The organism is Alicyclobacillus sp. SP_1 (assembly GCF_024706985.1).
Lineage (GTDB): Bacteria > Bacillota > Bacilli > Alicyclobacillales > Alicyclobacillaceae > Alicyclobacillus_I.
The window spans coordinates 69,503-93,083 of sequence record NZ_JAMCCX010000009.1 but is presented as its reverse complement, the minus strand read 5'-3'; the positions used below and the strand labels follow the sequence as shown (position 1 = coordinate 93,083).

At 52.6% G+C, this 23,581-nt stretch carries 19 protein-coding genes, 1 pseudogene and 1 riboswitch; of the genes and pseudogenes, 11 read left to right on the top strand and 9 right to left on the bottom strand.

Annotated features, from left to right (window positions below):
* Nucleotides 1-95: 95 nt before the first annotated feature.
* Nucleotides 96-1,016 (bottom strand): annotated as a pseudogene (locus tag M4I36_RS01500) (IS4 family transposase); the annotation flags it as partial.
* A 350-nt stretch (nucleotides 1,017-1,366) separates the two neighbouring features.
* On the opposite strand from M4I36_RS01500, the gene M4I36_RS01495 reads away from it, so the two are divergent.
* From M4I36_RS01495 to M4I36_RS01485, 3 genes are read left to right on the top strand one after another with little or no spacing between them, the layout of a single operon-like run.
* On the top strand, nucleotides 1,367-2,833 hold the full coding sequence (locus tag M4I36_RS01495; RefSeq protein ID WP_258109870.1) for a transposase: 1,467 nt from the start codon (nucleotides 1,367-1,369) through the stop codon (nucleotides 2,831-2,833).
* Nucleotides 2,834-2,890: 57 nt separating this feature from the next.
* A complete protein-coding gene (locus tag M4I36_RS01490; RefSeq protein ID WP_308660945.1) occupies nucleotides 2,891-3,346 on the top strand; it encodes a DUF420 domain-containing protein in 456 nt (151 codons plus the stop codon).
* 25 nt (nucleotides 3,347-3,371) lie between these two features.
* A complete protein-coding gene (locus M4I36_RS01485) occupies nucleotides 3,372-4,331 on the top strand; it encodes an NAD-dependent epimerase/dehydratase family protein (RefSeq protein WP_258109869.1) in 960 nt (319 codons plus the stop codon).
* Between the two features lie 126 nt (nucleotides 4,332-4,457).
* Here M4I36_RS01485 and M4I36_RS01480 read toward each other — a convergent pair whose 3' ends face one another.
* The 4 genes from M4I36_RS01480 to M4I36_RS01465 are packed head-to-tail and all read right to left on the bottom strand — an operon-like array spanning nucleotide 4,458 to nucleotide 7,638.
* Complete coding sequence (locus M4I36_RS01480) at nucleotides 4,458-5,069, bottom strand: non-canonical purine NTP pyrophosphatase (RefSeq protein ID WP_258109868.1); 612 nt, start codon at nucleotides 5,067-5,069, stop codon at nucleotides 4,458-4,460.
* Between the two features lie 2 nt (nucleotides 5,070-5,071).
* A complete protein-coding gene (locus M4I36_RS01475; protein WP_258109867.1) occupies nucleotides 5,072-5,554 on the bottom strand; it encodes a GtrA family protein in 483 nt (160 codons plus the stop codon).
* A 50-nt stretch (nucleotides 5,555-5,604) separates the two neighbouring features.
* Nucleotides 5,605-6,570, bottom strand: a complete 966-nt coding sequence (locus M4I36_RS01470; RefSeq protein ID WP_258109866.1) for a hypothetical protein — start codon at nucleotides 6,568-6,570, stop codon at nucleotides 5,605-5,607.
* Between the two features lie 33 nt (nucleotides 6,571-6,603).
* A complete protein-coding gene (locus tag M4I36_RS01465) occupies nucleotides 6,604-7,638 on the bottom strand; it encodes a phosphodiester glycosidase family protein (RefSeq protein ID WP_258109865.1) in 1,035 nt (344 codons plus the stop codon).
* A gap of 144 nt (nucleotides 7,639-7,782) precedes the next feature.
* Between M4I36_RS01465 and M4I36_RS01460 the strand changes: the two genes are divergently transcribed.
* The 3 genes from M4I36_RS01460 (at nucleotide 7,783) to M4I36_RS01450 (ending at nucleotide 10,611) form a co-directional block, all read left to right on the top strand.
* Nucleotides 7,783-8,430 carry an O-methyltransferase gene (locus M4I36_RS01460; protein ID WP_258109863.1) on the top strand — a complete coding sequence of 216 codons (648 nt, stop codon included), beginning with the start codon at nucleotides 7,783-7,785 and terminating at the stop codon, nucleotides 8,428-8,430.
* A 157-nt stretch (nucleotides 8,431-8,587) separates the two neighbouring features.
* Complete coding sequence (locus M4I36_RS01455; protein WP_258109861.1) at nucleotides 8,588-8,749, top strand: hypothetical protein; 162 nt, start codon at nucleotides 8,588-8,590, stop codon at nucleotides 8,747-8,749.
* 245 nt (nucleotides 8,750-8,994) lie between these two features.
* Entirely contained in the window at nucleotides 8,995-10,611 is a 1,617-nt protein-coding gene (locus M4I36_RS01450) for a glutamate synthase-related protein (RefSeq protein WP_258109860.1), read from the top strand.
* A gap of 189 nt (nucleotides 10,612-10,800) precedes the next feature.
* Here M4I36_RS01450 and M4I36_RS01445 read toward each other — a convergent pair whose 3' ends face one another.
* A complete protein-coding gene (locus M4I36_RS01445; RefSeq protein ID WP_258109859.1) occupies nucleotides 10,801-12,816 on the bottom strand; it encodes a chloride channel protein in 2,016 nt (671 codons plus the stop codon).
* A 183-nt stretch (nucleotides 12,817-12,999) separates the two neighbouring features.
* Here M4I36_RS01445 and M4I36_RS01440 point away from each other — a divergent pair, with 183 nt between their 5' ends.
* From M4I36_RS01440 to M4I36_RS01425, 4 genes are all read left to right on the top strand, one after another.
* Nucleotides 13,000-13,623 (top strand): hypothetical protein, encoded by a 624-nt coding sequence (locus tag M4I36_RS01440; RefSeq protein WP_258109858.1) that lies wholly within the window; start codon nucleotides 13,000-13,002, stop codon nucleotides 13,621-13,623.
* Between the two features lie 172 nt (nucleotides 13,624-13,795).
* On the top strand, nucleotides 13,796-13,957 hold the full coding sequence (locus tag M4I36_RS01435; RefSeq protein WP_258109856.1) for a hypothetical protein: 162 nt from the start codon (nucleotides 13,796-13,798) through the stop codon (nucleotides 13,955-13,957).
* Between the two features lie 169 nt (nucleotides 13,958-14,126).
* Nucleotides 14,127-15,881: an ABC transporter transmembrane domain-containing protein gene (locus M4I36_RS01430; protein WP_258109855.1), complete on the top strand. Its 1,755-nt coding sequence runs from the start codon at nucleotides 14,127-14,129 to the stop codon at nucleotides 15,879-15,881.
* 1 nt (nucleotide 15,882) lies between these two features.
* On the top strand, nucleotides 15,883-17,724 hold the full coding sequence (locus M4I36_RS01425; protein WP_258109853.1) for an ABC transporter ATP-binding protein: 1,842 nt from the start codon (nucleotides 15,883-15,885) through the stop codon (nucleotides 17,722-17,724).
* On the opposite strand, the gene M4I36_RS01420 is transcribed toward M4I36_RS01425, so the two are convergent.
* From M4I36_RS01420 to M4I36_RS01410, 3 genes are all read right to left on the bottom strand, one after another.
* Nucleotides 17,659-19,053 (bottom strand): D-alanyl-D-alanine carboxypeptidase family protein, encoded by a 1,395-nt coding sequence (locus tag M4I36_RS01420; protein WP_258109851.1) that lies wholly within the window; start codon nucleotides 19,051-19,053, stop codon nucleotides 17,659-17,661. The genes M4I36_RS01425 and M4I36_RS01420 overlap by 66 nt on opposite strands.
* A 147-nt stretch (nucleotides 19,054-19,200) precedes the next feature.
* A complete protein-coding gene (locus M4I36_RS01415) occupies nucleotides 19,201-20,250 on the bottom strand; it encodes an LLM class flavin-dependent oxidoreductase (RefSeq protein WP_258109849.1) in 1,050 nt (349 codons plus the stop codon).
* Nucleotides 20,251-20,372: 122 nt separating this feature from the next.
* A riboswitch (SAM riboswitch) is annotated at nucleotides 20,373-20,488 on the bottom strand.
* 89 nt (nucleotides 20,489-20,577) lie between these two features.
* A complete protein-coding gene (locus M4I36_RS01410; protein ID WP_258109847.1) occupies nucleotides 20,578-21,009 on the bottom strand; it encodes a universal stress protein in 432 nt (143 codons plus the stop codon).
* Nucleotides 21,010-21,381: 372 nt separating this feature from the next.
* On the opposite strand from M4I36_RS01410, the gene M4I36_RS01405 reads away from it, so the two are divergent.
* A complete protein-coding gene (locus tag M4I36_RS01405) occupies nucleotides 21,382-23,520 on the top strand; it encodes a S53 family peptidase (RefSeq protein ID WP_258109845.1) in 2,139 nt (712 codons plus the stop codon).
* Nucleotides 23,521-23,581: the final 61 nt, after the last annotated feature.

Sequence of the window (23,581 nt, the reverse complement as noted above, 5' to 3'; positions counted from 1 at the left end):
GCTACGAGGCGGTCTGGTCCCTACCTCGACCGGACTCTCACCGGTTAGTTGTGCCTAGCTTGGCTAGGCGCGCTGTGCGGAGTTTGACGCTCACCATTCTTGTTGGTTCGATGTCGAACAAACACCATCGTGACCGGGATGCCTGGACTCAGTTGGGCATGTATGGAGCGTAAAATGCCTTTCTTCATGACTTGAACTTGAACCAGTGTAGCAGCGTAATACAGTTCTTGCAAAGAGAGACGTCGTCCTCCATGCAGGTAGCGCTTATTGTCTGCTTTGACCATTCCGATGACATCCATCCCTGTGTTGAGCACCGCTTGAATCAAGGGGGCATAGGTGAACCAGCTGTCCATCAAGACATAGGAGGCTTTCATTCCCACAGATAAAGCGCGTTCAATCATCGCAGGGATAACCTCTGGCGCTGGGAGCAGAGCTTCTACTCTGCGCTTGTAACCGTGTGTTCGCTTATCGATCGATGGGTTGATTTCCTGAATCCGCGACTTGGCAGAACTGAGAAGAGAAAAATCCACGGGAATGAACGTGTTCCCATCCGACCAGCCTAACGTCAACATACGAAAGCCTTTGTAGTAGCAGTTTCTCGCGTGGTCTCTGCATCGAGCCAACAGTTCTACGCACTTACTCCGGTTCCGCTCATACATGGAGTCGTCGACAATGAGTACATGGATACGTTTGTCGGATGTCAAAGTGCTCGTTTTGTTGACAGCATCCGCGCTAAGAAATAGGAGAAATCGTCGCCAAGCGAACCCGCTATGGTTAAGAAAACGATACACGGCATCCTTGCCAGGAAATGATTCTGCCTTCGTGCTCTCAAGGAGTTGGAACCAGTTTCGATGGTGGAAGATGAGAACAAAGACAAGCTGGAACAAATAGGAGCAGGTAAACCCAAACTTCTTTGAAATACCGGCTTTACGCAGATGTTTAAGCACATTCAGTGCGTGAAATGCGGGACGAATCTCAGTTGGCAATTGATTTACGGGTTCATTATGAGTTACCATATAAAAAACACCTTTTCTACGCGTATTTGGGATCTCGACAATTCCAATTATAACACGTGGAGGGGTGTTTTTCATTTTTCAAGACCTATATTGCAAAGCTAACAAAGGGAATAGATTCAAGCAATCTCGTCTGTTTTGACGCTGCGAAAGTTGAGTTATATTCTATATGCTCCAGAAGGTCTTGATTTAAATTTTGTGGAGACAATAACCAAAATCGATTAACTTTATATATTAGAGCCTGTTCAAGAAGGTCATAAATTCGCATGAAAAACAAAAATGCACGACCGCGAAAAATGGTAAAATGGAAGTACCACTACAACCATTAAACCAAAGACGCGAGATGCATTTTTATGGATTTGCAGCTTGAACTGCTTCCGTACCACTACTATAGCACACTGGGATTTGACGCGGAACTGATTGATTATATCGATCATGTGGACGATTCAATTGTGCTTGAGAAGATCGCTCCACTCTATAAAAATGGCGGGCGTCCGCCTGTGGATCCAAGAACCTGTTTTCGCATGCACTACCTGTACTTCACCCGCCCGGAGATCTCCTCGTTTCGAGAGTTGGAAAGACAGCTGAAGGAACCGAAAAATCAAGCATGGCGGAATTTTATCGGTGTTCCGAGCATCGAGAAGGTCCCTGTTCACAGCAGCCTCAGCCATTTTCGCACCAAAGTCAGCGCGGAGCTTTTCTATGCAATTCTATTTGACCTCATCGCTCAAGCCCTGAAACTGAAGGACTTCCTGCAACCGATGCTCACCGGTATTGATTCCAGGCCGGTTTGGGCCAATGTCAATGGGTATAAACATAAACGCTGTGACTGCCCGGATCGAAGCCGGTGTGACTGCGAAAAGACGTATACCGACCCGGACGCCACCTGTGGTGTGCAACGGACGAAGGCCAATCAGAATAAGTTCTTCATCGGGTATCGCAAGCATTCGATCGTCTGCCCGAGCCCGAAAGGGCCGATCGTCCTGTTCTCGATCCTTCTGCCAAACGATACAACAGACGTCAAAGTCATGCTGCCGTTGATTGACATGATGAAGAAGATCGAGGGTCTGAAGGTCGACTATGTAGTGGCCGACTTGGGTTACTTAGACGCGAAAGACCAGAAGGAAGCGTTGCTCAGTCACGATGTGGCGGTGGTGACGGGCATCAAGAAAAACACCGTCATTCCCGAACACTGCTCCCCCAAAGGAAAACCGGGATGCGAGCAGGGACATGCTCTCGTGTTCGATGGATTTGATAGAGATACCCATACCGCCTGGTTTCGCGGTGACCCTGTGTTGTGCGCTGCCTGTCCCCTGCAAGGTCTTTGCGATAAACAGTTTGGCTATTCTTTCAAGGAAAATCCCCTCTTCCACGGACCAGTGCCTCAGGACAGCATGCTACAAGAGCAGATAATGAAATTCCGAAAACAGGTGGAACTCGCGTTTGCGCAAGAGTCAAATCAATTGACCTCCGTCATGAAGCACAAGAAGGTGCCGGTGCGCGAAATCAAACGGGTAGAGAAATGGTTTATTCTGCGGGATGCATTCCGGCTGGTGGGACGCATGATTCAGCATATCAGGGCGACCGTTTTGCCGCAGGATCATGTCGTGAACATCAAAAAAAATGAAGGCCAAATATCTTTCCACGAACCTCTATCGCCCATCTGTCAAGTTCGTGTCATAACAAAGCGGAACGTGACGGGCAATCACTCGTTACCGCTTGCCTATGGAGGGTTGAACATTCTTGAACAGTTTTGCTCGAATCCATGGGATATTGCACAAAAACATCTTTTCATAGTTTGTCGATGTTGCGTTGTCTGATACAATTCGCGGTAGGACAGCGAACGATGGCTGCATCCGGAAAGGTGGCACATTATCGTGGGAGATGTCTTGGCCTACTTCAATGAAGCGTGTATTCTTATCAGCGCGATCGTCATGGGTTTCGGCTGGTACCATATCCGCAAGGGGCACCGCGAAACGCATCGGCGATTGATGTTGACTGGCGTGACGTTTGCCGCGCTATTCTTCATCACGTATGTCGCGAAAACCATTTTCATCGGAGATTCCACCTTTGGTGGACCGAAATCGGTAGCGCCCTTTTATTATGGATTTTTACAAACGCATTCCATTCTAGCGACCGTTGCGGCTATCTTCGGCATTGTCACACTGGTCTACGCGTTTAAACAGCGGTTTGCTCGCCACAAGAAAGTGGGACCGTGGACTGTGAGTATTTGGTTTGTGACCGCAGCTACTGGTTTGACCGTCTTCATCATGCTCTACATCGCCTTCCCCGCTGGTCACACCACAGGTCTGTGGCGCGCCTGGATAGGATAATAAGAGCGAGAGGAGACCGCAACTTTTGAAGATACTCATCACTGGTGGTAGTGGCTTTATCGGATCGAACGTGGCAGAAGCGTATTTATCTGCGGGCCACGAAGTTGTGGTGGCAGACAATCTGTCGAGTGACAGTGCTGCTTGTCTGCCAAGCGATGTGCGACTGTATCCTATCAGCATTGAATCACCTGACTTTGGGAATCTGCTAAAACTCGAACAGCCAGATGTCATCAATCATCATGCCGCTCAGAAATCAGTTCCGATGTCCGTCGAAAATCCCATGTTGGACGCGCGTATTAATGCTCTCGGGCTCTTGAACGTGCTCGAAGCTGCCGTTCAGCACAACGTTCGGAAAATCATCTACATCTCGTCTGGAGGTGCCTTGGCCGGAGACGCCCCTGTCATTCCGACAGACGAGTCGTACATTCCTAAAATGATTTCCCCGTACGCCATTCATAAATATCTCGGGGAGCAATATCTGCACTTCTATTCCGTAACGCATGGTTTGGAGTACACCGTCTTGCGCTATGCCAACGTCTATGGCCCTCGCCAGATTGCGGATGGGGAATGCGGCGTGGTCCCCATCTTTATGAACAATCTTTTATCCAACCAACCGTGTACCTTATTTGCCTATGCTAATCAGCCGCGCGGCACTACGCGCGACTATGTGTATGTAAAAGACGTATGTGCCGCTAATGTCGCAGCGCTTACGAAAGCTAATCAAGCGGTGCTAAACATCGGTACGGGTATTGAAGTCGACACTGAGACCGTCTATGAAGAGCTAGCGCAACTCATCGGCAGAGAGCTACCACTCATCCGGCGCCCCGAGCGTGTGGGGGACGTACAGCGGAGCGCGCTCGACTGTCGCAAAGCGGCAGAGCTTCTCGATTGGAAACCGACCACCCCTTTGCGGGACGGACTTCGTGAGACGCTGGCATGGCTTGAAGACTCGCGCAGGAAACCCTCCGCAGAGGCTCACCGCTAGGCATCCACAGCGGGTAGAGGGCGGTGTGCACCGATGCAACGCGCACACGGAGCTAGAGGCCGCCGAACAATCAAAGCCGCCAACATGTAGCGCCGTAGCGTCGAGAAAAGAAGGGCCCTGTTCCGCTTAGGAACGGGGCTCTCTCGACTTGGTGCGCGCTTTCATTTCAAACCAATCCGTCTCCTCCAGAAACAACTTCATCTCCGGGACCGAGATAGATTCGTAAGAGTCTGCAGCGGTTTCCAACACAACCGATTGCAACGGCCATCCCGACAGACCTTGTCGAATGGGCTGTCTTGCAAAGGTGAAGCTCCGTCTCACTTGGTGATAAAACGGGCATCCTTCTTCGTTCACCACGCACCAACCAGTTACAAACGTTGCAATCCGCTGCTCATCCGGAATGTGCTTGGTGCGCTCCAAAAAGTGCGCGAGCCACTCTTCGTCTGAAACATCGTCTGACAGTTCTCCATGAAAGCGCCGAGCCTGCACTCCAGGAAAGCCGTCCAACGCCTCAATGAACAGCCCCGTATCGTCGGCCAGTGTCGCCTTTCCAGTCAACCATTGGTACTCGCTTGCCTTCAAATATGCATTTTCCTCGACTGTAGCTCCGGACTCTTCCACCTCAACCGCGTCAACATCCAATTCCGCTAATGAAACCGCACGAATACCAAATTCGCCCATCAATCGTGTCAAATAAGTCACTTTTGCTGGATTTTTCGTTGCCAAGAGCAATTCCATCTTTACGACCTACCCCCACCTTTATGAGACCTTTTCGGGCGAAAGACAAGATAATGCATGAACAGATACGATAATCCCGAGGAGGCAATCATTGCAATGACCTTCGCCGCATTGCCAGAAGCCAAGAGTGGCACCGATTTGGAAAAGACAAGATACCTAGAGACCCAAACGACAATCAGGTCATTGAGCACTAAATTCACTCCGGCTTGCGCGATAAACCAGCCGCGCTCTCGCATCGAGCCAGTCGCCTGACTAGCAAAAGTCCATCGCTTGTTCCAGTAATAGCTGTTGGCGATGGCCGCGACAACCGCCATCGTATTATAGAGCGACAGCGCCCAGACCGCGTGGGTTGGACCAATCAAAAGGAAAAGATTGAAGACAATGAGGTCAACCGCCGCATTCATCAATCCAACCAACAGAAACATCATATATCGCTTCAATGATTTGGTCAGTCCATGTCTCAACACCACACGCTCCAAGGTCACGAAGGACCCCTCCTTCAAATTCGCCCATCGCGACTATATATCCTCATGCATCACGAACTGGACGAGGAGGAGTACGTTGTTGAAAACGCGCTCGGCGGAACGAGGTTTTGTGGCAAGTTGCGATGGACAACTACCTTTCCCGTCGGCGTTACAGAGATTTTTTCTGCCAGTGTAGGCACAGCCAAAGTGACCATCAACTTTCGAGCTTGGGTGCTCGCATCGTAGCGGTACACCGCCGTCACCAAACCTTGACTGTTAATCGTTCCATAGTACAGTGTATCATTGACCACATCAATCAAGGCGCCATTAGGCTGAATGGTCGTAATCGTTCCATTATCCTCAGCATTCACATTGAATGTTCCATTGTAGTACGCCTCGTAATACAAAATGTCGTGCGTTAGAGAAACTGCGACGTTTTTGACATATACGCCGCCGAGGTGTACTCGGTTTTCGTTACCGTCCGTATCCCAATGATAAACAGCACTTGCGGTACTGTTGGCAATCAACACATAGGTGTCATTCGTTAAATAACTGTCGGTTATCTTGTAAAACGTGGCATTCGCTGGAGCTTGATAGGTGTGGATGAGCCGCGATTGACCGCTGTTCGCCACCAAGGTCGTCAGTTGCAGTTCACCTGGAACAGGGCGCAGTCCCACAAACAACTGGTCGTTTCGAATCCAGGATACATAGACGACCTGACCACTCTCCGCATAGTGAGAAAGCTCGTCTCCCGTGTCCAGATTGACCACCCGAACCAAGTTGGCAGAGTTGACATACGCAGCGTACACCCCGTTCGGCGACACGTCGACAATTGGATAGTCTTTTTGTATCCGAGCGAGTCTCTGCTTCGCCTTTTGCTCATCCGTAACCGTCGCTGTCTTGTGCTTCAAGCTCACCAGTTTGGTCAGCGAGTCTGCCGAGCCAAGGACCGCATTGTAGTGGTGAAATGCGACCACCTGAAGCACCGAGACAACTAACACAAACACGAGCAACTTTGGACCGAGCCTACGCTTCAACGTTTCCATCACCCTCAATAAGACATGTCCCCGTTATGGCATGACAACCACCGCAGTGGCAACTGCCCGCTCTCCGAGTACGTCGGTCGGAGTATCCAAAAGTTTCCCTTTATACACCATGGTAGTGGACGATCCGCCATCCAGATTGGCCGCATTGACGCACCCGAGCTTCTCCATCAACTGGCGAAGTTCCGCGATGGACGCGCCGACGTCGTTTACTCCATTGACCAATCGGCCATCGGTCACAACCAGTACCATGGTTCCGTTCGCCTCCTGGCCAATCGCAGTGCGCGGAGCGTAGCCCCACGTATTGATGCCATGAACCGGCACACCGTTTTGAATCAAGACTGGCCCAAACGACAAACACTCCTTGACATCCAATTTCTTTAACTGAGCCAACGTGTACGCCCCAACCACTAGTTGCCCTTTAGCTGTAATCCCGATTTCCGGATAGTGATACCACTGGCTCGGATCGTTGTGAATGAGCTTCCCATCATGCATCGTGATACCAAGGGGTATGCCCCCAGTACCGCGCCAGTGATTGGCATCCTCAAAAGCACCACCATTAATACCAGCAATTGCACCCGTCGTGCGCACGAATTCACTGACGGTCTGCCCGCGCACATCGAGATACTTTGTGACAGCCACTTTCACTCGATTGGGATTGGCAACAAACATGACATGCGCGGTAAACGTCGGCTCATGAATCACCTTGAAGGTTATTTTCGTGCTATCCAGTTTACTATAGTCTTTGACTTTAGGCATGACGGCAGGTCCGCTGATGGTCTGCTCTGGCTTGTATTTGTCGATTTCTTGTTGCGACAGCGTCCACAGAGACAGGGGTTTCAACAGATATCCGTGCATCGTAGTATCGAGAGATTGAATAAAAAAACTTTTCAGCGCAGTATAGGGACCGTGAAACAAAAGTAAAGACGTGGAAGCGTACAGATAAGCGACAGCTCCCACACCTAGGGCAAGTCCTCGTATCAGCCGCCTGACAGGACTCCGACGAGGTTGATTGGTCTCTGGCGCAGGTCGCGTTTTGCGGGCATGCTTGGATTGCCTCACTGGTCACACACCTCTGCTCATTAGTAAAACGAAAAGACATTGAAATTCGCTTGAATCCGAATCCGGACCACTCATCCGTCTCACGAACTCATCATCCTAGTGCCTATGTATATAGGTAACACTTTACGAGAGGAGTTTCAAACCATGTTCCTCCATTCGAATCGAAACGAGTCGTTTCCAGACACTCTGGAAGTCTATCGCAAGGTGCAGAGCAGTCTGACAGAGCGAGGCTGGCCCACTATCTCCGTAGCTCCAGAATGGGGTGACTTCCTGTCCTTTCTGTGCGCCTTGCAGAAAGCCAAGACAGCACTGGAAGTCGGCGCGTTGGCCGGGTTTGGTTCGTACTGCTTAGCGCGCGGCATGGGTCCCGATGGACGCGTGACGGCACTGGAAAAGAACCCGGAGTTCGCGTCTCTTGCACAAGCCAATTGGCGTAGCTTAGGCGTTTTCGCGCAAATTCAACTGATGCTTGGAGACGCCGCCGACAGTTTGATCACGTTGCGAGAGCACCAGGAAACCTTCGACATCCTGTTTCTCGATGCAGACAAAGTGCGCTATCCGCTGTACCTCGAACTGCTACTCCCGCTCTGCCACGAGGGTAGTATCCTCATCGCAGACAACATTCTAAGCCATGGCCGAACACTGGATGAGACCAACGTATCGCCCACCCCAGTGGCCATGCGACGCTTTCTTGAACAAATTTCTACAGACCCACGTCTCGACGTTCTCACCCTGCCTTTTGTGGATGGACTATTAGTCGCTTCGGTCCATAAACCGCCCCATTCGTCATAAATGGCGATATCTTCGGGCAACGTAAACCGTCGGCGCATGGATGACACCAAGTTTGCCCTTTCTGCACACACAGAGAGAAGCTTTAAATTCTGTTCTAAAACAGTTGATCATTCTGTTTGAATTGTCTTATAATAAGTCAAAGGAGGCTTGGTATTGGATGAATACACAATCCGTCGTCGAGCATGAACCCGTCGAAGAGTCCCCGGCGCTGTGCGAATCCTGTAAAGAGGCTGACGCATCCAGCCAAGGCTTCGTAGCGCTCTGCCCAGACTGTGAGCGAGAATGGATTCGGCACCACATGTTTCTTCACTTTTCTTAAATCAAATCACATTCGAAAGACATCGACCGCCTGTGATGGGCGTCTTTTTTTGCGCTGGAAAGGACTTGGGCATAGTTTCTAAACCAGTCCTGTTCTCAATCTGTTACAATGAGGGTTGCGAATCGATTTCCAAATCAAGCGGAGGTTTGCTACGAGGGAACCTGCACGGATGGCGCTGCCGCAGCGCTATAACGGCACTGGGCACATTCTCGTAAGACTACGGAATTTGGAAGGAGAGATTGGTCATGCTTTTGGCAATTCTCATTGTTATCTTGGTTCTCTTCATCGGTGTGCCGGTAGGAATCCTCGCCTACCTATATTTCCTCTCACGAAGACCGCAGCATTCGGTCATTCGCGCTCACCCTTATCTCGGCTGGATGCGTTATTTTCTCGAGAAGATGGGGCCGGAATTCCGACAGTACTGGTTTGACGGCGACAACACAGGCAAACCATTCTCCAGAGCAGACTATGTCGGACTCGTATTCGCAGCAAAGTACCGCACAGACCTTATTTCGTTTGGGTCTAAGAGAGATTATGACAAACCCGGATTTTACATTTCGAACAGTATGTTTCCCTTGCTCACGAGTGAACTGCGAGTAGACCGCTCAGAAAAAGTAGACGGCCGGAAATATGAAATCGTCAAAGAAGGTCTATTTACCCGCATGGAACACGTTGTGAAATCTCCGACTGAAAAATGGTTGTATCCAGAAGAGGACGCCGTCGTGGTTGGCGACCGGCGCCGCCATCCGTGGCGACTCCGGGGCATGTTTGGCGCTTCCGCCACGTCCTACGGCGCCGTCGGCGAACATTACATCCTGTCGACCGGACATGGAGCCGCAATGGCCGGCGGAAGCTGGATTAACACTGGCGAAGGCGGCATTGCCCCCGAGCACTTAGCTTCCGGAGTCGATGTTGTAGCACAAATCGGCCCTGGCATGTTCGGATTTCGCGGCGACGATGGAAAGTTCTCATTCGAAGAGTTCCGCGCCCACGCCGCAAAAGACAACGTCAAAGCATTTGAACTGAAGTTTGCTCAAGGCGCCAAAATACGTGGTGGACATTTGGAAGGTGCCAAGGTCAACGCCAAAATCGCGGCTATTCGCAAAGTGCCGGTGGGCAAGACGGTCGAGTCGCCGAATCGCTTTCCAGACTTGCGCGGACCGGAAGACGCCTTGAAATTTATCGCGAAATTGCAAGAGGAAGGCGGCAAGCCAGTTGGCATCAAGATTGTCGTCGGAGATGAGCATCGCTTGGAAGAATTCTTTGAAGCGATGAAGAAACTCGACATCTACCCCGACTTCATAACCGTCGACGGTGGCGAAGGCGGTTCAGGTGCAACCTTTAAAAGCATGGCGGACACCATGGGTCTTCCTCTGTTTCCGGCGCTCCTGACATTCGACAATGTCGCTCGACGTTACGGATGCCGGGACAAGTTTCGCGTTTTCGCCTCGGGGAAACTCATCACGCCAGACAAGGTGGCCATTGCCTTGGCTCTCGGCGCCGACTGCGTCAATTCTGCGCGCGGATTCATGATGGCCAATGGCTGTATCATGGCGCTCCAATGCCACACTGGCAAGTGTCCGACCGGAATTACCACGACGGACCCGAAGTACATGGAAGCCTTGGTGCCAGAAGAAAAGCAGTGGCGCGTCATGAATTACGTCATCGCTCTCCGGCAGGGCCTCTACGCCCTTTCTGCAGCGTGCGGGCTGGACAGCCCGAAACAATTGCGGCGCGAACACATCGTCTTCAAAAACGAACATGGCCGGTCCGTTCGTATCAGCGAATTATTTCCTTACCCAGAGGAAGAGACTCCACAGACTCATCCATCTCGAGTCTCTGCAGCACAAGAAATCAGCTGAGAAGAAAGCAGCCTGAGTAAACACGCAAAGAAATAAGCAGTCCCTACACCAGACCACAGGGACTCCTGACGATTTGAATGCGTAGCGCATACCATAACCGCCCGCTAAAAGGCGCAGCTGCAGAAACTGTTGCAGCTACGCCTTTTATTTGCAATCGGACTCTTGGCACCGACAGTTCATCGTTTTAGCTCAGGATGTTGTCCCGCGCAAATCCGTCAAAATCTCATCCACCTTCGTGATGGGCGAGACGAAGAGCAGAATATCATCTTCCTCTTGAAAGACCGTTTTCCCATGCGGAACAAGCACTTTCCCGCGCCGCTCGATAGACACAATCACGGCTTCCGCAGGCAATCGAATTTTCGACAGAGCCCTGCCTACCACCGGACTATCTTTCGACAAATGCAGCGTCACAAACTGACCCGAATTCCGATTCATCTCCTGCAACTGATGAATTTTTGCATTGGATTCCGTAGAGTAAATCGTAAACGCATTGTAGGCCCGAATGACATCTCGCTCAGTCAAAATCCCTACAACCTCATCACTTTCTTCAGACAGTACAGGTAACATCGTCACATCATGCAATGTGAACATGCGCATCGCCTCTTCGAGCGAACGATGACGGCGAATAAACGCACTCATAGGAGTCACCAACTCGCCCACCTTTTTGGACGTCCCGGTGTGTTCCATCAGCGGGCGCAGGTTCTCCAGCGTCACCACACCGAGCAATTCCCGGTTTGGCCCGAGCATGACCGCAGCGTGATCGCGCGAGACCGTCAGCGTCCGGTACGCATGCTCCAGCGTGTCTGTCGAAAAGATGCGCAACTTGACGGACTCCATCGCCTGCTCCACGGAAATCTGCTCCGTGGGCCGGACCTCATTGCCGCGCAAAATACGAATACCGCGCCGCGCGAGTTTAACGGTGTACATGGAGTCACGACTGAGAATGCCGTGCACGACGTACGCCGTAACACAGGCCGCAATCACGACGGGCGTGAGCTGATAGTCCCCGGTCACTTCCAAAAGAATCGTAATGGCGACAAACGGCGCTTGGGCGGATGCCGCGAAAATGGCTCCCATGCCGGCAATTGCGTAAATTTCAGGGTGTGGAATGAGTCCCGGTACGATAAGCCGAAGCGCATCGCCATAGACGGCTCCAAGCATCGCTCCGAGAAACAAGGAGGGGGCAAATACGCCACCGGAACCTCCCGACCCGACCGTAGTCAAGGTGGCTATGTATTTGAATAAGAGCAACACCAGCAAGGTACCTACGGCCAATTCTCCCGCCAAAGCGAGGCGAATGGAAGCGTATCCCACGCCAAGAACTTGTGGTGCAAACAGACCGATGAGTCCGACGGTCACTCCGCCGGCGAGATTTTTTACCCAAAATGGAGACTTCCATTTGGCGAGTACGTCTTCGGACCAAGTCAGACCCTTCGAATAAGCAAGACCGAGAGCGCCTGCAATCAGACCAAGAACAATCATGAACAACAGAGCAATCGGGTGAATGACATGGAAGTTTGCCGTTTGCAACACCGGACGGTTCCCCATAATGGCGTCAAAAATCGTAGCGCCCGTGACAGCAGACAGAAATACAGGCATAATAGCCCCTAGTGCATAGCTTCCAAGAATCACCTCTAGGCCAAAGAATCCACCCGCTATCGGCGCGTTAAAAGTTGCGGCAATGCCTGCTGCTGCACCGCAGGCGAGCAGAAGAGAAATGTACTTGTCGGAAAGTTTCAGAGCCTGGCCGAGCACTGAGCCGAACGCGCCGCCAATCAATGCGATGGGGCCCTCGCGGCCAACGGATCCGCCAGCGCCAATCGTAATGGCTGGCGCCAAAATCCCAAAAAAAGCCACGCGCGGACGTATCCGCCCACCTCGGAGTGCGAGCGATTCTAAAATTTGCGGTACTCCGTGACCTTTCACTTCCTTGGCAAAAAAGTGCGTAATGACTCCGACAAGCATCAGTCCGACGGCGGGGATGATGGCTCGGAGAGGGCTGTGAACCACTCCGCCTAAGTGAAAGAGGAGAAAGAACCAACGAATCATGTCGCGAAAGAGAATCGCCCCTAGTCCACCAATAATGCCAATAGCCAAAGCCAGAACACCGAGAATGACAGGCTCCCTATAACCTTGATTGAGCCAGTCATTCAGCCATCTGCCGGACGATTTTGGCAGAGTTACGCTGTTCCCATCTGCTTTCACGAAGACTCCTCCTGTTGTTCTGAGATGCGCACCAAGCGCGAGACTTAGACCGTGTTTCCTCTACTGATTATAGACAAGAAATCACATCGGCGGTGTGGAAACGCAGAAATTCGCCTATCTTGTCTAGCAAGTTTTTTGACGGAACGTGTATGATAGAGTCAAATGTATAGAGGAGCTGAAAACATGAAAAAGAGGACCCTCGCTGTAACGCTCACGCTGGCCAGTCTGATGGCGACTGCCTGCGGCACGCCTGGGAGCGGCTCCGGCGGTGGTGGCCCGGTCGTTCCAAGCAGCGGAGCGCAGAGCCCCTCTTCCAACAGCACATCCAATTCGACAGCACCCGCAAACAATTCTGCGGCGAACAGTAGCCAGTCGAATTCACTGACGCCTTTTCAGGAAGGTGCCAAATATGGCATCACAGTTGACATACCCAAGGGCTGGGTCAGCAAACCGATGAAAGGGAACGGCCACGGAGATACAACTGGTTGGACTGTCACGGACGCATCCGACCCAACCTCACAAATTGTGGTCGCTACCTCGGGTTGCGTGGGTTGCTATATGGGGTCTAACGGCCAACCCAATCCGCAGCAGGTCATTCCGGTTACGGGAGCTACCGTCACTTCAACCAGCGCCAGCGGAAACACAGTTCACTATACGTTTACTCCGAGCGGGTCGAGCAATGAAGGATGGGGAGAACTGACCACCTCCAACAATGCGTCCGGCTATGCGTACGTCGATGTTGTGTTGCCGTCTTCGGAAAGCTCTCTCGCACAATCCATCCTCCAGTCCTTCCAAATGTCGAACTAATTGACGGTCGACACATCCCGCGATTGATGACAACCGATGATTCCGGGCTCGCCTTCTCTCTCGTTCCGGTCCCTCTCTAGGTCACCTGGGTAGGTCAGCGACGTGCCGCGCTGCATTTACTATGATTGACCCAGACAACTTCTCTGCAGGGAGCCGCGGGGAGGGACAGCGCATGAGCCGCAACGACTGGCTGCGCCTACTTGTTACAGCCGGGTTTCTCACGGGATATGCGATTGTCATCACGCGGGATGGCCGGTCCAAAAACAAGAGAGGCGTCATTGCCAACTCCATTTTTCTTCCATCTAACTTAATTTGGCTGTGGCTGATTCGCTGAATCGTTCAGTGAGTCAGTCGACAGCGAAGTGACCCCAGTCGGACAAGCCCTTCTCGCGCTATTCCACAATTTATATTTTGTTACAAATAAAACAGAGAAGAGACGGATGTTTTCTCCCCATTCTTGTTGTATGATGAGGGGTGCTCGGCGCGTCAAAGGAGGCAAAATCATGCGCGTCTTTCTCGATTTAATGTGGTTCTTCAAAACACGCAAACGCCATTATATTTTCGGAATACTCATGCTCGTCTGTGTGACGCTCTTGTCCTTGGTACCGCCGCAAATTGTCGGCCGCCTGGTCAACGACATCCGCAACAAATCCCTGACACCGCACATACTCGCAGTGTGGCTGCTCATCATCGGGATCATCGCGTTCACCATGTATGTCTTACGGTACTTCTGGCGCATTCTCCTGTTCGGCTCGGCCGTCCAGTTGTCGACTCTACTGCGCCGGCAACTGTACGACCACTTCACGCGCATGTCCCCGAAGTTCTACCAAGAACACCGGGTTGGCGACCTGATGGCGCATGCAACCAACGACATCTCCGCCGTAGAAAGCACCGCCATGGACGGTATTCTCACCTTAGTCGACTCCTTAACGTCTGGAACCCTCGTCATCGCCACCATGGCACTGACGATTTCATGGAAGCTCACCCTTATCGCACTATTACCCATGCCAATTATCGCCGTCACCACGCAGTTCTATGGCACCATCTTGCACCGCCGCTTTACGAAAGCGCAGGCCGCTTTCTCGGACACGAACGACAAGGTGCAGGAGAACATCTCCGGCATGCGTGTCATTAAAGCGTTTGGGCAAGAAGATGCCGAAGAGGCCGCCTTTGCGGAATTGACAGAAGATGTGGTCGCCAAGAATTTAGCGGTAGCCAAAATTGATGCACTGTTCGATCCGACCATCGGCATTGTTGTCGCGCTGTCCTATTTTCTCTCGTTTGGCGCAGGTGCCTGGTTTGTTGCTCACGGTCAACTCAACCTAGGGCAGTTGACCACATTTTCCATCTACTTGGGTCAACTCATCTGGCCGATGCTCGCGTTCGGATGGCTGTTCAACATCGTCGAACGCGGACGTGCTTCCAATGACCGCATTCGCATCTTGCTGGGGACAAAAACGGACATTGTCGACCGGAAAGACGCTGTCGACGCCACACCCAGTGGAGACATTCTCTACAACGTGGAGGAGTTTCGCTACCCTAACGCGTCTGAGCCGACCTTGCGTGACATTCGCGTGACCCTTCTGCGCGGCTCAACTCTCGGCATTGTGGGCCGCACCGGTAGCGGGAAAACAACGTTCCTCCGCCTCTTGCTGCGAGAATTCGACGTGGAGCATGGCGACATTGCCATTGGAGGCCGCAGCATCTATCACACCACACTGGACAGTTTGCGAAGCGCGGTCGCCTACGTGCCCCAAGACCACTTTTTGTTTTCGGCGACGATTGCCGACAATATCGCCTTTGCAGCGCCTGATAAGCCGCTCTCGGCGATACAAGAAGCGGCCCGAGATGCACAGATTCACGAGGACATTTTGCGCTTTCCGCTTGGCTACGCCACACTCGTCGGGGAACGCGGCGTCACTCTGTCGGGCGGACAGAAACAGCGCATTTCAATTGCACGCGCTTTGCTCATGAATGCAGAAATCCTCATCTTAGATGATGCACTGTCGGCAGTTGACGCTCGTACGGAGAGCCACATTCTCGAATCGTTGCGGCGAAATCGTTCCCATAAGACGACCATCATTGCGACCCATCGGCTATCCGCAGTCGAACACGCCGACCTGATTCTCGTGTTGGACGAAGGTGCCATCGTGGAACGCGGCAGCCACCAAGAGTTACTGCAACTCCATGGCGTCTATCAAAAAATGTGGGACCGTCAACAACTAGAGTCCATGGTGGAAGAAGGAGGAATTGCCTAAGATGTCAGTGGAGGCTGATTTATTGCCACCGGAAGAAACGACTTCTTTTCGAGGCAATGTGGCGCTGCGTCTCTTTGCATACGCTCGACCTCAAAAATGGACTCTGCTCGGGGCTTTTATTCTCTTGGTCATCGCGACCCTCGGAAATGTTATCGGGCCTATTTTAATCGAGCGGTTTATCGACAATTTCTTAGAACTGCGCCGTTTTCCGTTCCAGCCTATCGCCACATTGGCCGGAACTTATTTGGGCCTTCAAATCGTCTCGTCCATCTGCCAATATCACCAGTTGGTTCGCTTCCAAACGGCAGCGTTGCGAATCATTCGAAAGATTCGTCAAGACGTCTTCGGTCATGTGCAACATCTGGGTCTTGCGTTTTTCGACAAAATGCCAACGGGCTCTCTGATTTCTCGCATTACGAATGATACGGAAGCCATTCTCGACTTGTTTGTATCGGTCTTGTCGACCTTCATCCAAACCATCGTTCAATTGACAGGCATTTTTGTCGCCATGTTTTATCTGGATGCGCATCTAGCGCTCTACTGCCTGTTTCTCGCGCCGCTCATCTATGGCATCATTCGCCTCTACCGAACCCTGTCTGCGCGTATTTTTCACATCACGCGCCATCGGTTGAGCTTGCTAAACGCCAAAATGAACGAGTCTCTGCAGGGCATGTACATCATCCAGGCCATGCGGCAACAGCAGCGACTGCGCGGAGAATTTGGCCACATCAACGAAGCGTATCGTTCTTCCCGGATGCGCAACATACGAATGAATGGGCTAATGCTTCGTCCACTCGTCGACTTGGTCTACTTCCTCACCCTGATGACCATCATCTTCTTCTTCGGCCATGCATCGTTTCGCACAACCGTCAACATTGGCGTGCTGTACGCATTCGTCAACTATCTTGAGCAGTTTTTCGAGCCCGTCAACAACATGATGCAGCGCATGACGTTGTTCCAGCAAGCGATGGTGTCCTCCCAACGTGTATTTCATTTGTTGGACGAAACCGAGTATGCCCCAGCCGCTGACCCGTCGTACCGTGGGGATATGGCACCCGCCGTCACGGAAGGACGAATTGAATTTCGCAATGTGTCTTTCTCTTACGACCAAAAGACAGACGTCTTGAAAAATATCAGTTTTACGGCAGAACCAGGCCAAACCGTGGCGCTAGTAGGCCATACGGGAAGTGGAAAGAGTTCCATCGTCTCACTGCTCATGCGCTTTTACGACAACTACCGGGGAGACATTCTCATCGACGGCGTCCCTCTTTCGGCGTTTGAAGACACCGAATTGCGCTCGAAGCTCGGACTCGTCTTACAAGACCCATTCTTGTTCGTAGGCGACGTCACGCACAACATCCGCCTCGGACGGCACGAGTTGACGGACGAGCAAGTAGAGGCAGCAGCGCGGTTTGTGCAGGCGGATCGATTCCTGAAAAAACTCCCCAACGGCTTGAAAGAACCGCTTGGGGAGCGCGGCTCCACACTGTCTGCAGGCGAACGGCAGTTGCTCTCATTCGCGCGAACGATGGTCGGAGAGCCGAAAATCTTGATTCTCGACGAAGCTACGGCAAGTATTGATACGGAGACCGAAGAAGCGATTCAGGAAGCTCTAGAAAACATGCGCAGAGGGCGGACCACGATTGCCATCGCCCACCGCCTCTCCACGATTCAAGATGCGGACTTGATTCTTGTGCTCCATCGCGGCGAAATTGTCGAGCGAGGAACGCACCAGGAGTTGCTCAGTACGGGCGGACTGTACTATAAAATGTACATGCTACAGTCGGGTGCCGCGGCGCTGCCGAGCCCTGTTTCGACCAGAACGGCGGACATATTCAGTTAAAGCCAATAAAGCAGCCAGAAGGAGATAGCCTGCCAAGCGACCGACCAGGGCGTGGGCAGGCTTTTTGGTCGGAACCTCCCAAGCGGAGGCGTAAGCGAGCGGGACACTTAACGGATTGCTCGGTGGACCACTCAACATCAGTTCCGCATGCCCGGCGGGCCCGCCGGCAGGTTCTGGCCAATTTCTCGGTGCTGCATCGACCTGCTTCGCCAGCACCTGAAGATGCTCGCCGAGTGGAACCGTGGCGACCACGGACTCTGTGGCTATCAGCGGTATCTTGACTCCCAACGGGCTGGTTTCGGATGCGACGGTCTGACCTTTCGTCAGGAGCGTCTGCGTGGCATCGTGCGCAAAGGCGTAATTCATCAAATTCGTAGCATCTTGTTGAATTTGCGCGTTCAGCGGACAGTCCATCAGTACGGCCAAAAACTCTTGATGATCCCGCTTGGCGGCCACCACTAACGTCTCTTTAGCTTCATTGGTATATCCAGTCTTGACGCCAACGGCTCCGCTGTAATTAAACAGGAATGGATTGAGATTGACGAGCAGCGCATGCCACGCTAACCCATGCCACTCCATCCGCTTGGTGCGGACCATCTTGCGAAACTCAGGAACCTGCATGGCTGCTCGGGCAATGAGGGCCATATCATAGGCGGTCGTGTAGTGGTCTGTCTGCTGCAATCCACTGGGATTGGCAAAATGAGTATGCGTAGCACCCAACGCGTTTGCGGCGCGGTTCATCCACTCCACAAAATTCGGAACATTACCAGCTAAATTCTGTGCGATTTCTACCGCGACGTCGTTGTCCGAATCCACCAACATGGCCTTTAAAAGGATGCCGAGCGAATGCTTCTCACCCACCAATTGATAGAGCTTGTCCGCTGGTTGGTGAACCGCCAGGGCGCTCGCTGTCAGTTGCTGCGAGAGACGGCCGTGTTGGAGGGCCAACAGAGCCGTCATGATTTTGGTAATGCTGGCTGGGTAGTGGCGAGCGAGCGGAGCTTTCGCATAGACCACGACTCCTGTATTCATATCCATGACGACGGCTGCTTTTGAAACAATAGCCGGCCACTTTGAGAACGAATACCCAGTAACCATCGGGATGCCATTCACCATCACGGCATTGGCAACCACCTGTTTCGGAATCAAATCTCGAATACGAAAAGACACACCTGCCGATGCGGCAGAATGTGTCGACAAATTCTCAGTGCTCGCGAGAGCGACTGTCGGCCTTCCCACAGAGGTTGCCACAACCAACAGACCCGCCATCACAGCGCCAGCAACACGCCAAGACGCCCCCTCGCAGAGAGAGGCTTTCTTGTTGAACAATCCCACGCAACTCCTCACATACACCCAATTCAACTGGACCAAGACCGCCAGTCCGTGCCCGTCGCCTGCATTCTCCTCGGCCGTCCGTCACACTTTGGACTCGCGATGAATATTCGCGGCAGCACCGCGAAACCCTCTTGGCAATTCCTACAAAGCGACGGCGCTTCGCTTACCTGCGGCAACAAGCGGCATGACTTGGCGCGAGAAACGCTCCAACTCCTCCAACTGTGGCGAGCACTGCAAAAGTATCAAATCCACCCCCGCCGTCTCGAATTCGAGAATTCCCTCTGCAACATCTTCTGGTGTACCGACTAAATGAGGCCGCAATCCACCCTCTGAGACCGTGTCGTCTTCGAGCAAAAGCTTCTCTTCCAACCGTGACGGTTGAGTTCCCTTCGTGCCACCCATGGGGCGACTGGAGGGCTTGACTCGCATAATCCGATCTCGCTCCCACTCTGCCTCTTCTCTCGTATCGCGGACGATGACGTACGCCGCCATGCCAAAACTACCGAGCGGCGCCAGTCCCGTCTCTTGGCGCCGCTGTTTCATCTGCGCGATGCTTTCAGCAGCTTCTGCGGCAGTTTTGCCGTGCATCAGATAAGCGTCACACGACTCGGCAACAAAGCGTTTGCCGCGCTCACTCTCGGCACCTGCATAAAGCATCGTGCCCGTGCGTTTGGGCTTGGGCGCTAGTTTGGCGTTCTGAATGTGGTAGAAAGCGCCCTCGTAGGTGAAACTATCTGCCAGCCAGAGCCCCTTCATGACATCCACAAATTCTTGAGACAACGCGTACCGCTGCTCATTTCCCGCAAGCATGCCGTGATATTGGCGCTCCTCCTCGGCCCGGCATGCCGAAACGATGTTCATCGTAAAGCGCCCACCACTGATATGGTCCAAATTGGCGGCCATTTTCGCCGTCACTGCTGGATTGTGAAATACAGGCCGCAGGGCTGCCATAATTTCCAGTCTATTGGTGACGGCACATAGTGCGGCAGCCGTCGTCCAGGCCTCGAGCGCATCCGCTTCTGGCCCTTTAATGTCGTTCAAATAGTGCTCCGATAACAAGGTCACATCATAGCCTAAGTGTTCAGCAGTTTGCGCCACTTCTTTCACGTAGTCGAAAGTGGCGGGCATGCCTTCTTCCTCGACGTTGCGCAGCCAACCGCCAAATATCGGCATAAAGAAACCGAATCGCATGCTTCACCACTCCTCAACGTTCTGCAGGTAGACCGTTCTATCTGCAGATGGTTTATCCGCACAAGCAAAAACCCTTCAATCACGAAGAGAGAAGGGTTTACATCGCATCCGATGCCACCGTCTTCTCATCTTCGGAGCACACCGAGTCGGTAGCTCCTCTGAAATTGGCACCGTGCCGGAAAGTTGGCCGGTTGCCGAGGCGTCGTTGGGTCAGTCCCTCAGCCTCTCTTGATAAGAACGTGGTAACGCTATGAAGTTATGCACTAGCTTAACACGTCAAGCACAGATGTCAACCGCAAAGTGCCTCCGCGAAGCCTATTTTGAAACCTATTTCACAACGAGTACAGGAATTTTCGAGCGATGCACCACGCCGTAACTCACGCCGCCCAGAAGCAGTCGGTCGATGGCGCCGCGCCCATGGCTGCCGACGACAATCAAGTCGGCGCCTTCTTCCTCTGCTACCTCACAAATGCGATTGGCCGGTTGTCCGAATTCAGCCCGAAATTCGATGCGCGCGTCAAACTCGGGAAACAATTCAGTACGCGCCTCGTTTTCAATGCGGTCGGCCAATGCATTCTCACGCCCAACCTCCTGCCGGTACATCCTCTGGTAAGGTACCACGTCACTCGGAATGATTTCTGGAATGACGTGGAGGATGAGCATCTTCAGCTCCGGCCACGCCTGCATCATGCCAGCAATGAGCGCCTGAGCTTTTTTAGCTGAGTCCGATCCGTCCGTAGCATAGACTATTTTTTTCATATGGCGAGATGACCTCCTCTGATGAAAGCGATGCCGCCTGTCGTCTGAGAACGGCATCCATGCACTGGTCAGTTTACCTGAGGCGGGAAAGGATGTCGACTGAGCAGCGGGATCGACCCACCGAACTGAGGCAGAAACAGACCATCACCTGGAAAAGACAGCGTCTTCACGGTCTGCATATTTTCGCAATCCCTCGATTCTACCGATATTGACTTTTATCTCTATTTCGATTTAATTTGATAGAGTAGTTGATTATTCAACCACATTTTCCATTGCTGACGTTTCTCGTAACACCAAGGTGAACTTGGATGGAAGAAAAATGCGGTGCAGTCTCATGTAAAGCCCGCAGAAAATCAATGGGGAGGCTGTTTCATGAAGCGAAAGAGAATTCAAAAAGTGGCATTTGGTGCAAGCGCCGCTCTCGTCATGGCCGCCATGCCGCCAACCATGGCATTGGCAGCCACGACACCCGTCAGCGCACCTTCTACCTCGACGCTCGCGACATCGACCGCCACTGCGCCACCGGTCCCTGTCCCACAAGCTGCCAGTCCGACGATTCTCAAAGAAGCCAACTACTTCGGCAACGCACCAGGCAACACCGTCATGACCGTGGATATCATTTTGAAAGTTCAGAACGAATCGTTTCTCAAGCAATACATCAAAGGTTTGTACTCGCCGCATAGTCCATTTTTCCACCAGTATTTGAGCGTTTCGCAATTCAGCCAATTTTTCGCACCACCGAAACCGTTCGTGCAGTATATTGCTCAATTCTTTAACGGCTACGGAATCAAAACGAGCATCGCCAAGAACGACTTGCGGATTCAGGCCACCGGAACCGTCAATCAGTTGAATCAAGCATTCAACGTAGAGCTGCAAAGTGCTTCGTACAAAGGCAAACCGTTCATCGCGGCACCGACCGCTCCAAAGCTGCCTCCGGCATTCGCCAATTTCATTCTTTGCGTCCTCGGCCTGACAACGTACAGCAATGACGTCACCAACGTGAAACAGATTCCCGAAGACAAAGGGATTGTCAAAGCGAGCGTTCCTGCAGAGCGCGGCCAACCTGGCTTCTACACCCCACGTGAAGTCATCCGCAAATACAACGTACAGCCGCTGTACAATGCTGGTGCCACCGGCCAAGGTCAGACGATTGGCATTGTCACCCTCGCCAACTTCAACCGTTCCGATGCGTATCACTTCTGGAACGCGCTTGGATTCAAAGTCAAGCCAAACCGCATCACCAAGTACAACGTGGACGGCGGTTTCGCCAACTACAGCGGACACACCGAAACGAGCATCGACGTCGAGCAGTCGGGAGCACTGGCACCGGATGCCAATATTCGCGTCTACGTGGGAAGCCAGACCGATCCGGGCTTCTACGATGCCTTCAGCAAAGCCATCACACAGGATGTTGCAAAGCAAATCTCCTGCAGTTGGGGAGAGAATGAAACCATTCTCAACTATGCCATTCAACAGGGTGAGGAAACCCCGTACTATTTGAACACGTTCAATCAACTCTTCATGGAAGCGGCCGCTCAAGGTCAATCCTTGTTTATCGCTACAGGCGACAACGGTGCCTATGAAGACGCCAATCCACTAGACATCCCAACGTACAATCTGACGGCAGGTGCCCCGTCTGACAGTCCCTACGCCACTGCCGCCGGCGGTACGACTCTGCCTTGGTCGGCAACGATCTCTCCAACACTGTCGATCGACGTAAAGCACCAACGCGCTTGGGGCTGGAATTATCTGTACCCTGTTTTTCAAGCGCTCGGCCTTCCCTTCTCGGAGTATTTTGTTGGAGGCAACGGAGGCTACAGCACAGTATATAAGACCCCTTGGTACCAGAAAAATGTACCCGGCGTCAATGAGTACACTGGAGTCAAACTGTTCAAGCCATACAATTCCCTGTCTTCCACACCGCCAGCACTGCGCAAGACCCCCGTCATTGTGCACGGCACCGCCTCCGGTCGCAATCTGCCGGACTTGGCCATGAATGCTGATCCAGAGACTGGCTACATGGTTTACTTGAGCGAGGGTGGTCACCCTGGAGTCGATGGTGGCTGGCAAATTGGCTATGGCGGCACAAGCTTCATCGGTCCCCAATTGGCGGCCATGACCGCGCTCATCAATGACGAGACACATTCGGACGTTGGATTTTGGAATCCGCAGATTTACAAATTCGCCACATCCGGAAATTCACCATTCAAGCCGCTGGACACTCCGGGCCCGAGCAACACCAACCTGTTCTACTCGGGTACACCGGGCACTCTGTACAATCCGGCGACCGGTCTTGGCGTGCCGAACTTCGCAAAGTTGGAGTCTGACTTCCAAAGCGAAGAGGCCATGCGTTTCCCAGGGCTGCCCACCTTGCCACCCCTGCCAACGCCGCCAAGTTTGCCGCCCATGCCGACTCTGCCGAAGCTTCCTCCGCTTCCATCGTTGCCAAGCCTGCCGTCTCTACCAAGCATGCCGGGAATGCCCGGAGCGTTTGGAACGGCTGGCCAATAATCCACAACCGTCACACTACCGGACTTTGTGTGCATAACACATTTTAATGTTCACTCTATCC

Coding starts and splice junctions, on each gene's coding strand:
- M4I36_RS01495 (WP_258109870.1), top strand. CDS start 1,367: ATGGATTTGCAGCTTGAACTGCTTCCGTACCACTACTATAGCACACTG.
- M4I36_RS01480 (WP_258109868.1), bottom strand. CDS start 5,069: ATGGAATTGCTCTTGGCAACGAAAAATCCAGCAAAAGTGACTTATTTG.
- M4I36_RS01460 (WP_258109863.1), top strand. CDS start 7,783: ATGTTCCTCCATTCGAATCGAAACGAGTCGTTTCCAGACACTCTGGAA.
- M4I36_RS01455 (WP_258109861.1), top strand. CDS start 8,588: ATGAATACACAATCCGTCGTCGAGCATGAACCCGTCGAAGAGTCCCCG.
- M4I36_RS01450 (WP_258109860.1), top strand. CDS start 8,995: ATGCTTTTGGCAATTCTCATTGTTATCTTGGTTCTCTTCATCGGTGTG.
- M4I36_RS01440 (WP_258109858.1), top strand. CDS start 13,000: ATGAAAAAGAGGACCCTCGCTGTAACGCTCACGCTGGCCAGTCTGATG.
- M4I36_RS01435 (WP_258109856.1), top strand. CDS start 13,796: ATGAGCCGCAACGACTGGCTGCGCCTACTTGTTACAGCCGGGTTTCTC.
- M4I36_RS01430 (WP_258109855.1), top strand. CDS start 14,127: ATGCGCGTCTTTCTCGATTTAATGTGGTTCTTCAAAACACGCAAACGC.
- M4I36_RS01425 (WP_258109853.1), top strand. CDS start 15,883: ATGTCAGTGGAGGCTGATTTATTGCCACCGGAAGAAACGACTTCTTTT.
- M4I36_RS01415 (WP_258109849.1), bottom strand. CDS start 20,250: ATGCGATTCGGTTTCTTTATGCCGATATTTGGCGGTTGGCTGCGCAAC.
- M4I36_RS01410 (WP_258109847.1), bottom strand. CDS start 21,009: ATGAAAAAAATAGTCTATGCTACGGACGGATCGGACTCAGCTAAAAAA.
- M4I36_RS01405 (WP_258109845.1), top strand. CDS start 21,382: ATGAAGCGAAAGAGAATTCAAAAAGTGGCATTTGGTGCAAGCGCCGCT.